This is a genomic window from Psychrobacter sp. SCQQ22, from assembly GCF_015864605.1.
Classification (GTDB): domain Bacteria; phylum Pseudomonadota; class Gammaproteobacteria; order Pseudomonadales; family Moraxellaceae; genus Psychrobacter; species Psychrobacter fozii.
On the sequence record NZ_JADYWZ010000001.1, the window covers coordinates 489,373 to 502,608 of the forward strand.

Genomic DNA, 13,236 nt, shown 5'->3' on the forward strand with positions numbered 1-13,236 from the left:
ACTCGCTTTTTTGCTTCAATGATTATAGCTTTGCGATAGCTTCATCAATGGCTGCCTCACCATTTTGCATGCTAAAGACGGTTTTTATAGTATTGTTTGCCTTTAATACAGCTGCCAAAGTAGCAGCGACATCTTCAATCGAATTTTCGCCTGAGCTGTCATTATTGACAGTAATTTTGCCAGTGGCTTCACGCTCTTTTAGTGCGCCTGCCTGTACGATGGTGTAGTCCAAAGTGCTGTTGTTGATTAACCATTGGTCAGCATAGTGTTTACAGATATAGTATTCTTTTAAGTCGGCAATTTTATCCCATTTACTGGTATCTAACGAGAATACTGTGCTGAGCATAATATAGCGTTTGATGCCTTTGTCTTGCGTCGCTTGAATGGTCTTAACCGCACCATGTAAGTCTACTTCTAAGACATCTTTGCCGCCTGACCCTGCAACAAAATAAACAGCATCAATATCTTGATCGATTTGCTTTTGAATGGAGTCTTTTTCAGCCGTAATGTCTAAATCTAACTGGCTATAATTATCGTCTTTAAATAGTTTTTCTTCCTGACGGGTAGTACCAATCACTTGATGGTCGTCAGCCAATAACTGCTTAACCAAATCAGTACCTACTCGACCACTTGCGCCAATTACTAAAATTTTCATCGTCATTCCTATTTTTATTTACGTTATCTTTATTTAAAAACTGAACACAGCGTAACAAGAATAGGCAGCACGCTTCGTTATGAAGCGTGCCGTTTGCATAGTGTTTGGTTATATAGTGTATAGGGTTTGCAAGGGGAGAAATAAAATAGGTATTGCTAATAATGGACGTTAGCATGGTAAAAAACCAAATGAAAAATGTCTGGTTAATGTTAGAAGTTAGCGCACCAGTTTATTTAATCCATCAGCAAACGCTTTTTTATCGCGGTCACCGTAAGGCTTCTGTCCGCTCATCTCTTGTAGCTCCAAGACGCCAGTGCCACGCATGGTATCCATAAAATCACGCATATTGAGCTTTTGCTTGATATTATTTTTATCGTAGATCACACCGCGAGTGGTCAAAACCATGCCACCTTTGTCCAAAATATCATTGGCTAACGGTATGTCGCTAGTAATGGCCAGATCGCCTGGCTGTATTTGCTCAACGATATAATCATCGGCCTTATCAAACCCTGACGGTACCACTGTCATAGTGAGCAGTGGTGACTTGCGCAGTTTAATCGACTGATTGGCGACGAATATCGCCATGGTTTGTGTGCGTTCAGCCGTTTTGATAATCAAGTCTTTGGCTATCAATGGTACTGAATCCGCATCCACCCAAATCTGCATTATTTCTTAGCCTTTTCTGTTTTCGACTTAGCATTGATAGCTTTATCTGACTGGCTGTCTTCAATACTGAGTTCTGTATTTTCTATAGCAGTGTCAGTTTCAGTCGCGGTTAGATTCACTTCCATTTTCGGCTGACTATCAATTGGAGAAGGTTTTTTCTCAAGCCCCATCTTGTTAGGTAGAGTGGCAACGAGCTTGGCTAAAGCAGGCTCTAAATCAGCCACATCATTCGGCATCAAAGTAATATGCGCAATCTTACGATCGTCACGTTCTTCTTTGTGGTAGCTATGATAGTGCGCACCATCGATATCTAGCACGGCGCTGATATCAGGATATTGACCCAAGATATTGAGCATAATCGCTGGGTGTACATTATCCGTATCACCTAATGGTAGATTGACGACTGCGCGAATATGGTTTTCAAACTGACTGGTAATAGCCCCTTCAATACTCCAATGTCCAGAGTTATGTACGCGCGGCGCAATTTCGTTAGCAAGTAATGCATCATTACCGCGTTCGTCTTTGGTCACAAATAACTCCAGCGCCATGACACCAACATAGTCTAAATGGTTCATGACGGTGGTAATAGCATCAGTTGCTTGCTTAAGCAAATGGCTAGTTCCAACAGCAGGGGCTTGGGTTTTAGCTAAAATGCCATGGTGATGATGGTTTTCGACCAAGTCATAGCAACGAACCTGACCGTTTTGTGCACGTGCCGCAATCATAGATACTTCACGGCTAAAGTTAATAAATCCTTCGGCAATTAATGGTGCTGGCGTCGGTGTGAGTGAGCCTTTTCCAGTGACTGCGTCTTTGAGTTCTTGCCAAGCGGCTTTAATATCGCTGTCTTGTTTGATGACGAACTGACCTTTACCATCATAACCGCCGCGGCTGGTTTTTAGCACGATAGGCAATCCTAATTCATCACAAGCTTGCTTCAACTCAGCTTCAGAATTGACAGCCATAAAGGGTACGGTGGCAATATCAAGCGAGTTAAACATCTGCTTTTCTTTTAAGCGATCTTGAGCGATGTCTAGCGCAATCAATGGTGGAAACATGCCTTGCTTGCTACCAGATTTTGATAAGGCAGTAAGCTGTTCGACAGTCGCCGTCGGCGTGTTTTCAAATTCTAATGTAAAAACATCAGCGGCTTCGATAAATGCTTCTAATTGCTCGCTATGAAACACGCGACCGTATAGGCTGGCAGGGCAGTCAACACTGTCTTCTAAAAATACACATTGGTAGCCTAGGGGCATGGCTGCTTCGGCAAGCATCATACCAAGCTGACCACCGCCTAAAATACCGATGGTACGAATGGTTTGGGTAACAGGATAAGCGTTTGCTGTAGTCATGGCAGGCTCTTTGAATAAAAGTGAATAAGGTTTTTGTATATTAAAATCTAAAAATCAATGGGTGAAAATAGGAAAAGGTGCACTGTATGCACCTTATATCTAATCGGATTTTCTTAAAAAATACAACGTGATAGCTTTTGTTTTTGAGCTACCAATCCTAAAGACTCTGCTATAAAAGCCAGTCCATACTTACTTAGGCATTGATAATACCTGGCGTTGGACTAGCAAGAATGGTTTCAGTCTGAGACTGTCGCATCTGATCTAGCTTAGTAGCAATCGTGTCGTCATGCAAGGCCAAGACTTGAATCGCAAGCAGGGCAGCATTGTAAGCACCTGCTGAGCCAATCGCTAATGTGCCAACGGCGACACCTTTAGGCATTTGTACGATAGACAGTAGGCTATCCCAACCGCTGAGCATAGAGGATTTTACAGGAACACCAAAGACAGGGAGCGGTGTTTGGCTGGCACACATACCGGGCAGATGCGCCGCGCCGCCTGCACCAGCGATGATAACTTGTAGGCCGTTGCCTTTCGCGTTTTTGGCATAATCAAATAATCTATCAGGCGTACGATGTGCTGAGACCACTTCGCATTCAAAAGCGATATCAAAATCTGCTAGTAGTTGTGCAGCGGCGCTCATGGTTGCCCAATCAGACTGTGAGCCCATGATGATGCCAACTTTAGGTTGACCAGCAGGAGAGGTGATAGGTCCGTTTTGCTCAACAGTAGTAACAGTTGCCGATGTGGTGCTCATGCGTTGATATCCTCAAAAAGACCATCATACAAAAATTTTGCTACATTCGTAAAGCCAAGTTTGACTTTTAATACTGGTATGGTGCTAACAATGTTGATATTACTGGCTTATGTCCACTTTTTTATCGTGATAATGCTGCACAAAACGCTCGGTTGCCAGCGGTAAAGGCTGCTCGGTATCGAGCTGATAGCAGGTAAGATAACCACTGTCTACTGCCGCTGAATAATCGGTACAAGCGACCTGATTGCTCAGTGGCTCGGGCAAGCCGGTTAGCCAATAATGACCAACAAATACAGGTTTGTGCGTCTTTAATGCAAAATCGATGTTTTCAGCCATTGCATCTTTCGGTATTTGAGCCATTGCTGATGAAGGCGCACGTGAAATCTCATGCAGTGTGCGCGACTCTAATTCATCAAGCCACCAACGTACCCGCACGCGTGAGCGTTCAGTACCTTCTTTATCGACCATGACCAGACCGTCAGGCAGTGGTGTTTCCACGCCTTTTAATACCCGTTCTAAGGCGTCGAACTGTGTGGTATCTTCTTTAGCAGTGGCGATTAAGCCGTATGGAGTTAGGCAATTATTATCAGTTAATAAAGGTTTTAGCACTGCCATACTATCGACATCCCAGCAGGCATGCACAAAGCAAGCATAGTCAGTTTCAATCCATAATGGAATTTCAGATAACCGCTGTAGCCAATATTGATGGCTCTCTGAGCCAAATGGTAGTTCGGCTAAAAATGCTTCATGTTGGCGTGTATGCACATCATGGTGTGAGCGTAGATATTGGGTAGGACTATCAGGATCAAGTGTGGCAAAAGCCAGCGCATTGTATTCATGGTTGCCCATCACTGCATCAGCCACATCAGCATCTAGCATCGCAAAGACAATTTCTAATGTCGCCACCTGCTGTGAGCCACGGTCGATTAAATCACCAATGAATAGCGCTCGATGACCTGCTGGCGGTATAAAGCACTCACCATTGTGAACATACCCTAACTGTAGCAGCAGGCCGACCAGTTTGTCTGCATAGCCGTGAATATCACCGATAACATCTATAATCATAATAAACTATCAAATCTTAATGTATATAAAGTCGAAGACTACGAAACTGATAAGGCTAGGATAACGACTCTCTGCAATGATTTCAGAAGGCTACTATCGTTAAGAGCTATTATTGTTAAAAGCCACTATCGTTAAAAGCGATGGTCGTTAAGAGTAGCCTTGTATCATTGCTATTTTATTATTTCTAATCCAAAAGCTGTCTATTTAGAAGCTAGGAGATAATAACGCATTGATAAAGTGTGATAATACCCGTGGCTCTAGCACAATCGTCGCTATGACTCCGAAGGCACCACCCCACATGTGTGCCATGTGATTGATATTGGAGCCACCACGTTTGTCCGCATATATACTATAAGCGACATAAGCGACTGCAAATAAGATCGCAGGGATAGGAATGACCGCAAATAGATAGATTTTTTCCCACGGTGCTAGCAAAATAAAGGCGAACAATACTGCTGATACACCGCCCGAAGCACCAAGGCTTAAGTAGCTGGCATTTTTCTTATTCTTAAGGTAGCTTGGAATCATCGCAATGATAATGGCCAGTACGTAGAACACCACAAAACCATAACCGAATAAGAATGACTGATATAATCCTTCAATCGCGCGACCAAAAAAGTACAAGGTAAACATGTTGAAGAGCAGGTGCATGCTATCGGCATGAATAAAACCATGCGTCACAAAACGATCCCATTGACCATTATTTACCGCTGGTGGATAAAAAATAAGTCGATTGAATAACGCTTTATTTTGCCACGCTAATAAGCTAATAATAACGGTGATTATAATGATAAGGGTCGTATGATTGAACAAAGGAAAATCCTTAGGCCGCGCCTGATGTATGACAATGTTATAAATGGCAGTATTATAAATGCTGGCAGTGTTCAAAGCCTAAGCGTTACGGCTGAGTAAAAACCTACATATGACCAATAATTAATGATTAAATGTCGAATATTAATAATGAAGTCATACTAACAGTAGTTATGATGATACGAAAACTTATTGTGTGACAAAACAATGCATTTTCAGGCTGTTATAGTGAATAATATAACAATGTATCAGGCAGAATAAGTAATGCTTCGTATAATGACAGTAACTAGTGCTAATAGTAATGATGATTGATAGTAAGTAGAGCTGATGGTAACAGTCTCATCAATGATAGAAATATGCTAAGAATACGTCATTAGTAGACAAAATTAAAATTAAAACCAACACTCAATTCTTTTACACGTATAAAGCGAAGGCCGAAAGAGGCAATAATCTATGAGTATTATCGACCAGTTAGAAAAAACCGTTACCCCAGCTGTATTAGGTCAGAGTGATAGCAAAGATAGCGTGGCGCATGTCAGTCTACTTGAGCAGTTTTATGCCATTTTAGCCGCACGCCTAGCATTGCCTCAGGTTTACTCGCAACTACTTCGCACTGATCAATTGCTGGCGACCAACAATGGCACAGAAACGACATTGTTCAAGCAGCTATGGCAAGATAATGAAATGCAGCAGACTATCATCCAAGAGCTTGCCGCTACGCATCATATTGATGAATCAATGACAGCAGAGTTACTTATCAATTCATCACCACTCGCTTATCGTGAGCTAAAAATATTGGCCAATGGTCAGTTTTTGCCAGCATTTTTGCAGGGTGAACAGGCGGCGCTGCGTCAGTACTTACCGATATGGTCAGCACCTATTATTGCTGCCAATTCAGGTTTGCACAATGAGTTAGGTTCAAAAACCATAGCGGAAGTAAGTCCTGTATTAGAGACTGATAACGTTTTAGGTAAACTTGATAAGCCCAATGTAGAGACAAGCGTAATCAGTGCAATGGTAGCAGCTGATATAGATAGCGCTGAGACAGAAAAAGAAAGCGATGACCTGAGTCCCAACTTGGATGCCATTCATGTCAACCCATCAGCACATCATCTGTCAGAAAACAGTAGCATCAAGCGAGCAAAAGTACGCACTCGTAATCAACGCAATGATTTATTGGTAAAGGTGTTTTTATTAGTCCTCGCGATTGCTGCTATGGCACTGGCTGCTTGGGCGCTACTAATCAAGCCAAACAATGTACCACCTGTGGAGCCCATTGCGACAGTACCTGTTGTCGTTGCGCCTACGCCACCTGTAGAAGTATTGACGCCAGTCGAGCTCATCGTGGGAATGGATAACAGCGGAGGACTCACTAGCTGTAGCGCTGTCGTGGGTGATGAAGCGCTACAGAGTGCATTGCAACAAGCGTTCAATACCAGTTTTGGTCAGCAATCAAGCACTTGTGAGTTGACAGTGCGGGCAGGCGTCGCCAATAGTATGGTAAATCTACCGACAGAGGTGTTGCCTAATATTTTAAACATGCTTAGAGCGGTGCCATTTGCACGTCTAGAATTGCAGAATGATCGTCTCACGTTAGCAGCGCCAGATAGTAATTTATTGCAACGACTGGTCACGGATATCCGTATGTTGGCGCCAGCGATGATAGTAGATAGCAAAGAGCCACTGCCATTACCTGACAATAGCAATAATGGCAACAATGATAATGTGAACGGTATGTCAGGAATGAATGAGATGGGCGGTCAGTTTGCAAACGATGAGGCTGCTTTAAATAACCAGTATGGTAACGGTGATAGCAACGGTGGGTCTGGAGAGTTCCAAGCAGCAGATGACAACACAGGCGATCGTATGGTGCCAGCCCCTAATAATGGCATGAACAATAATGCTATGAACGAGCCTGTTAATAATACTCGCAATATTCCCAACAATGCACCGACGAATAACCGCCCATCAGGCCCTATTTCAGAATCAGAATTAGATGATTTGGCGGGTACCTCTTTTATAGCTGAGCCTGCCCAAGTCAGAAACTAACGGGTTTGATAAGAGTTGTTTGATTGTTTTTACTTTAGGATTAACTATTCAGATAGATAAGCAGTATGGGGTGGTGGTATGAGTTTCTCGTACCGCCACTTTTTTATTTAAGGTGCTGTGTGATATAGGATATTGTGTGTGATAGGTTTATATGTGACAGTGGCGACATTACCTAACGTATCATTCGCACAACAACGTGTTGATTGTTAAAGCTGATTTAATACTTTTATAATAATAAAAAACTGAATACAGCAATAATGACACCGACCGTTATAGCTTTTATCTGTCATCAAAATCTTATCTAACAATATTTTTAAGTATTTTAAGCCTATAATCAGGTATTAATAAATAGGGAGTTATATTATGGATATTACCAGTCATTTGACCCGAACAGTAAGTCCAGCAGTATTGGAGGATGATCGTAGCCCAGCTAAAAAAAATCTACTTGAGCAGTTCTACGCTATTTTTGCTGCCCGCCTAGCGGATAGTGCTACCTATGACCGTTTTGCCAATGAGAATATTACTCGTGATGATCAAGAGTTCTATGATCGTGTGTGGACAGACAGCTCGCAACGTGATCAAATCGCTCGTGAGCTAGCAGGTAAGCACAATGTCGATGCAACAGCCTCTCGCGGACTCATTGCTATGGCCGCGCCACTTGCCTTTCATGAAATAAAAAGCTTGGCAGGTACAACGCCTGTACCACAATTTTTACATGATAATCTAGACAGCTATCAGCACCACATTCCTACATGGGCAAGCGCTGTCTTACCAGTCAGTACCTTAGCAGCTGAGCCTGCAACTGAAGTGCCTATTTCTCAGACAGCGACTACAGAACCATTGCCACGTGAAGACGAGCCAAAAGACAGCTTTTTGAAAGCGCTACTACCAATTATTGGCTTGATTATTTTGGGTGCATTGGCTTGGGCCTTACTACGTGGTTGCCAAGAAAACCCCGAGCCTGTCGCTACACCAGCGATGGCGCAGCAAGTTGCTGGTGTCAGCAATGTAGAGCTTGCTTCATTGCGTATTGCTACTGATGAAAACAGCGAATTGTACGCTTGCCGGATGAGCGTGGGTGATGAGACGTTGCAGACCAACATGATGAATGCACTCACGGCTGCATTTGGTGATGAAGCCAATAAATGCCGTGCTGATGTCGATGATAAATTTGCGATAGATATGCCGGCCACAGCTCAGCTGACGACCATTTTGCCTATTCTCAAAAATGTACCAAATGCGAGTATGCTGATCGAAGGCGATACTATCACCGTTAATACGTCTGATGTACTAGCACTGGACCAGCTAATCGCTGACTTAAAAGCCGCTGCTCCAGCCATGAAGGTACAAGCGGAAAGACCGTTAGACTTAAAAAATGAGATAGAGAGTAGTCTATTCGCTGCAAACAATGCTATGAAAAATCTTGGTGACAATCCTGATCCAAGTGATGTGGCTCGCGCGCTAAGTATTCAGGTTATCAATTTTACTGTAGATGATGCGACACTTCCTGAGGTCAATAAAGAGTTGCTTGACCGTGCTGCAAAAATTATTAGCGAAGCACCGGATATAAAACTGATGATTGTAGGTCATACAGATGGTCAAGCATCGGACGAATATAATAACAAGTTGTCTCTTGAGCGTGCTGAATCTGTCAAACAGTACTTGGTTTCTAAAGGTGTTGAAGCCAATAAACTGACGGTGAAAGGCATGGGCGAATCAGAGCCTATCGCTGATAACTCAACCGAACAGGGTCGTTTCCATAACCGCCGTATTGAGTTTGTCGTTGACGATCAGCCCACTGGTGCAAACGATGGAATGATTATTGGTAATGATGCGCTTGACCCAGACTTGAACCCACTGGACAGTGATAACGATGATGTATTACCTGATGGTGATGATGCAACTCAGAGTACGGCAGTAGATCCAGCCAATTAATCGTTATCATTTCGATTGAAGTACTATTAATAAATTAAAAAACCGCACCTTGATTAAGATGCGGTTTTTTAATTTGTTATTTATAAATGATACAGGGCTATTTATAGTCAGTAGGGTCTTTTGACTCATTGGTACTATTAGGTGTTTGCCCATCAGCTTGAGGACTAAAAAAGGCCTGAGTCACATTTTGCTTGGCCTGTTGCCAATACTCAAACTGCTGGCAAGTAGATTCCAGATCCCCTTGCCATACTGGTATGTCGCCACACATCGTTTTGATGCGATTTTGATTGGGATAAGGGAGGTCTTGCGCTGCCTGAGCCGCTTCATGTGCGGCGACTCGATCATTACAAACCAGTGCAATGTCACACCCTGCCTCAATCGCCGCTTTTACACGTGCGCTGACATCGCCCGCTGCTTTGGCACCTGCCATGCATAGGTCATCAGAAAATAAGACACCATCAAAATCAAGCTGATTACGAATAATGTCTTTTAGCCAAATTTTAGAAAATCCTGCTGGCTTATCATCGACTTGCGAAAAGATAACATGGGCAGGCATTAACGCATCAAGCGATGTGAGCGTTTGCGCAAACGGCTGCATATCGCTATTCATAATCTCATCAAAACTACGTGTATCGATGGCTTCAGCCACATGTGAATCAGGCGCAACTGCACCGTGTCCTGGGAAATGCTTGCCTGTGGTTGCCATGCCTGCCGTTTTCATGCCGCGCATAAACTGTGTCGCTAGGGCAGTGATCGCCTGTGGTTCATTATGAAAGCTGCGATCACCAATGACTTGACTGATGCCGTCTCTATCAAGCACTGGTGCAAAACTGAGGTCAATACCCACGGCCAATACTTCTGTCGCCATTAGATAGCCACAATCATAAGCAAGGCTCAGCGCAAGGCTAGGGTCTTGGTTGAATAATTCACCGAGCTTGCCCATCGCTGGCAAAGGGGTGAAGCCATTGCGCAGACGCGCGACCCGACCGCCTTCTTGGTCGACGCCGATTAATATATCAGGGTTGTGATAGCGTATGTCATCGCACAAGGCTCGCACTTGCGCAGCATCTGCTACATTTCTAGCAAATAAAATTACCCCGCCAACTTGTGCCTGTTTGAGTAAACTAACATCTTCAGCAGTCAGTGCGGTACTATCGATATCAATCATTAAGACGCCGTACATTGCGTAATCCTTATGGTGTTATATATTGTTATATGATGGGTAGCGCTAAAAGTAGCAAGTGATGAATCAGAACTGTCTTATTATGACAGCTATTATTAACTGAGCATAATGTGGCACAGGTATCGACTCAAATCAATTTTTGGATAGCCATTAGAGCAGCACCAACATGTCCAAATAATGATGCAAAACAAATATCATAGAAAGTTTGGTATGTGCAGGTGTAGCGTGTAATATTGCTTATACAGTTTGAGACAGTCGAACCATAATGCTCATGATAATATTGATTGATTTTGAACACTATTTGAACATTATATTGGCAGTTTTTAACGAAATTTAGAGGCTATTATTAGGACGCTGTAATCGAAAAATATCCAACAGGCATTATTAGTGACAAACACGATCAGCAACAAATATTTAAACGTACAGAAGAAATGAAATTTATAGGTAGCGAGATATTTAAGCACTTTTGATCTTTATAAAACAAATAATATTATTAACGCAAAATAACTAGGGATATATGATGAAAAAACAACCAGCACAGTGGTTACTCAGTGCAGCGTCAGTGGGCATCGCCGGTATTATTCTTACCCAGAGCTATGGAACGGCAGTCGCCGATACCAACACTGAAAGCTTCGTGCAAACTCCCGAACAAAAAGTTACCACTCGCCAAGTAGCGGCATTGCTGGACCGTAGTCATTATCTGAATCAGCCGCTCGACAGCAAAACGGGTAGCGAGATTCTGTCTATGTATATTGATAGCCTTGATCCAAACCATACTTTGTTTTTGCAGTCCGATGTCGATGAGTTTAAGAAAAAATATGCCGATGACTTCGGTGCTCGTCTCAAACAGGGTGATTTATCTGCAGGCGTATATGTTTTCGAGCGATATCGCAAACGTTCAAATGAGTATTTTGCGATGGCAAGTAAAATGCTAAAAACGAAGATCGATTTGACTGGCAAAGACACCATCGTACTCGACCGTGAAAAACTCAATCATTTCAAAACCAAAAAAGAGCAGCGTGATTATTGGGCGCGTCAGTTAAAATTTAGTTTAATGAGTATCACACTGGGTCAAGAAGACGAAAAAGCTAAAGAAGAAGTGTTTTTAAGTAATCCAGATATTACGCGTGGACAAGATTTGGTTCGCAATGATCAGCGTACCCCGAGCGAGATTTTACAAAACCGTTTATCGCGTCAGCAAGAGCAGTCAAAACGCCTTACCAATGATGAGATCATGGAAACGGTCCTAAATACAGCAATGCTGACTTACGATCCACACAGCAATTACTATGCACCGATTCAGGCGACTGAGCTGCAAATTCAATCTAGTCTACAACTAGAAGGGATTGGCGTTTCTATCCGTCCAGACCGTAAAAACCCAGATTATACTCGAATTGTCACTTTAGTAGATGGTGGTCCAGCGGCTAAATCTGGACAAATCAAGCCAAATGATTTGATCGTTGGTATCGCAAAAGACGGTGAAACCATGACCGATGTGGTTGGCTGGTCAACGCGTGAGATTGTGAGTTTGATTCGTGGTAAGCGCGGAACCTCAGTGACCATCAAAGTACGTCAGCCTAATACTCCTGATGCTAGCGCCCGTAACGTCACGGTCGTCCGTGATATTATTAAACAAGAAGAATCAGGTGTTACCCATCGTGTTGTAGAAGTACAGCGTCCTAATATTGATAAAACACCAAAACGTATCGGTGTTCTTGAGATTCCAAGTTTTTATCTGAATTATCAAGCCCGCCGCAACGGTGAAGACTACCGTAGCGTCAGTATCGATACCGAAAAAGCACTAAAAGAGCTCAATAAAGAAAACATTGATGGTTTGGTTGTCGATCTACGTAATAACCCAGGTGGCTCGTTAGATGAAGTCGCCAGAATGCTTGGCTTCTTTATTAAGAGCGGGCCGATGGTGCAAATTCGTGACAATCGTGGCAATATTCAAGTCTACCGTGATGATGATGGCGGCGAGCAACTTTATAGTGGCAACATGACGGTCATTACCAACTTAGCATCTGCGTCAGCCAGTGAGATATTTGCGGCTGCTATTCAAGATTATGGTCGCGGTCTGGTCGTCGGTAGTACGACGACAGGTAAAGGCTCTGCCCAAATTCAATTGGATAGTTTAGCGCTAGGCTCAGCCACTTTAACGCAGCGTAAATTCTATCGTATTACTGGCGGTAGTACGCAGAATAAAGGCGTGGTGCCTGATGTTGAACTGGTCAATATCTATGATGATGCTACCTTTGGTGAGCGTGCACAGAAAAAAGCCTTACCGTGGGATACCATCAAAACAGCCCCTTATAAGCCTGAAGGCAAGTTTACTAACGATACATTAGCGACACTCAATCAGCAATCCAAAATCCGTCAAGAGCAAAATCCACAGTTTGTCTATTTATCAGCGCTAAATGATATTCGTGATATGGAAGATGAGAAAAAACCTATCCAACTCGATATCAATAGTCGCCGAGCCAAAATGCAACTGATTGAAAAACGTTCGTTGGAAGCTGAGAACAAACGTCTTATCGCAACTGGTGAGCGTCCTTATGCCAACTGGAATACTTATCAAGCGGCAATGGATGCAAAATTTGAAGAACGCAGTCGCATGAAGGCTAGTGAACGTCCAGAGTTACCTGAAGACGAAGCCTTCATCAATGAAGCCGCTTATGTCATGCTGAGCGCTGAACCGAAAGCGTTGCTTAGTCCTCAAGAGAAGCTATAAGCAACAGTGCTGTGAATAGCAAAAATGTATTATTCA

At 43.1% G+C, this 13,236-nt stretch carries 10 protein-coding genes; 3 read left to right on the forward strand and 7 right to left on the reverse strand.

Annotated features, from left to right (window positions below; genetic code table 11):
• Positions 1–22: 22 nt before the first annotated feature.
• From I6E84_RS02065 to I6E84_RS02090, 6 genes are all read right to left on the reverse strand, one after another.
• The gene (locus tag I6E84_RS02065; protein WP_197215794.1) at positions 23–655 is read right to left on the reverse strand and encodes an NAD(P)H-binding protein; all 633 of its coding nucleotides are present in this window, start codon (positions 653–655) and stop codon (positions 23–25) included.
• A gap of 216 nt (positions 656–871) precedes the next feature.
• Positions 872–1,321, reverse strand: coding sequence for a YaiI/YqxD family protein (locus tag I6E84_RS02070; protein WP_197099776.1), 450 nt, complete (start codon positions 1,319–1,321; stop codon positions 872–874).
• A complete protein-coding gene (locus I6E84_RS02075; RefSeq protein WP_197215796.1) occupies positions 1,321–2,673 on the reverse strand; it encodes a 5-(carboxyamino)imidazole ribonucleotide synthase in 1,353 nt (450 codons plus the stop codon). The genes I6E84_RS02070 and I6E84_RS02075 overlap by 1 nt, the downstream gene beginning before the upstream one ends.
• Before the next feature lie 193 nt (positions 2,674–2,866).
• Positions 2,867–3,427: a 5-(carboxyamino)imidazole ribonucleotide mutase gene (gene purE, locus I6E84_RS02080; protein ID WP_110921815.1), complete on the reverse strand. Its 561-nt coding sequence runs from the start codon at positions 3,425–3,427 to the stop codon at positions 2,867–2,869.
• Between the two features lie 99 nt (positions 3,428–3,526).
• Positions 3,527–4,492: a metallophosphoesterase gene (locus I6E84_RS02085; protein ID WP_197215798.1), complete on the reverse strand. Its 966-nt coding sequence runs from the start codon at positions 4,490–4,492 to the stop codon at positions 3,527–3,529.
• Between the two features lie 204 nt (positions 4,493–4,696).
• Positions 4,697–5,305, reverse strand: coding sequence for a rhomboid family intramembrane serine protease (locus I6E84_RS02090; protein ID WP_110921813.1), 609 nt, complete (start codon positions 5,303–5,305; stop codon positions 4,697–4,699).
• Positions 5,306–5,755: 450 nt separating this feature from the next.
• Here I6E84_RS02090 and I6E84_RS02095 point away from each other — a divergent pair, with 450 nt between their 5' ends.
• Positions 5,756–7,351: a hypothetical protein gene (locus I6E84_RS02095; RefSeq protein ID WP_197215800.1), complete on the forward strand. Its 1,596-nt coding sequence runs from the start codon at positions 5,756–5,758 to the stop codon at positions 7,349–7,351.
• A gap of 363 nt (positions 7,352–7,714) precedes the next feature.
• A complete protein-coding gene (locus tag I6E84_RS02100) occupies positions 7,715–9,286 on the forward strand; it encodes an OmpA family protein (RefSeq protein ID WP_197215801.1) in 1,572 nt (523 codons plus the stop codon).
• Between the two features lie 97 nt (positions 9,287–9,383).
• Here the strand turns inward: I6E84_RS02100 and nagZ are convergent, their stop codons facing one another.
• Positions 9,384–10,469, reverse strand: coding sequence for a beta-N-acetylhexosaminidase (gene nagZ / locus I6E84_RS02105; protein WP_197215802.1), 1,086 nt, complete (start codon positions 10,467–10,469; stop codon positions 9,384–9,386).
• A gap of 520 nt (positions 10,470–10,989) precedes the next feature.
• Between nagZ and I6E84_RS02110 the strand changes: the two genes are divergently transcribed.
• Positions 10,990–13,200, forward strand: coding sequence for a carboxy terminal-processing peptidase (locus I6E84_RS02110; protein ID WP_197215803.1), 2,211 nt, complete (start codon positions 10,990–10,992; stop codon positions 13,198–13,200).
• Positions 13,201–13,236: the final 36 nt, after the last annotated feature.

Bases quoted from the DNA above. Each gene is read 5' to 3' on its own strand.
- I6E84_RS02065 (WP_197215794.1), bottom strand. From the start codon at position 655: ATGAAAATTTTAGTAATTGGCGCAAGTGGTCGAGTAGGTACTGATTTG.
- I6E84_RS02070 (WP_197099776.1), bottom strand. From the start codon at position 1,321: ATGCAGATTTGGGTGGATGCGGATTCAGTACCATTGATAGCCAAAGAC.
- I6E84_RS02075 (WP_197215796.1), bottom strand. From the start codon at position 2,673: ATGACTACAGCAAACGCTTATCCTGTTACCCAAACCATTCGTACCATC.
- purE (WP_110921815.1), bottom strand. From the start codon at position 3,427: ATGAGCACCACATCGGCAACTGTTACTACTGTTGAGCAAAACGGACCT.
- I6E84_RS02085 (WP_197215798.1), bottom strand. From the start codon at position 4,492: ATGATTATAGATGTTATCGGTGATATTCACGGCTATGCAGACAAACTG.
- I6E84_RS02095 (WP_197215800.1), top strand. From the start codon at position 5,756: ATGAGTATTATCGACCAGTTAGAAAAAACCGTTACCCCAGCTGTATTA.
- I6E84_RS02100 (WP_197215801.1), top strand. From the start codon at position 7,715: ATGGATATTACCAGTCATTTGACCCGAACAGTAAGTCCAGCAGTATTG.
- nagZ (WP_197215802.1), bottom strand. From the start codon at position 10,469: ATGTACGGCGTCTTAATGATTGATATCGATAGTACCGCACTGACTGCT.
- I6E84_RS02110 (WP_197215803.1), top strand. From the start codon at position 10,990: ATGAAAAAACAACCAGCACAGTGGTTACTCAGTGCAGCGTCAGTGGGC.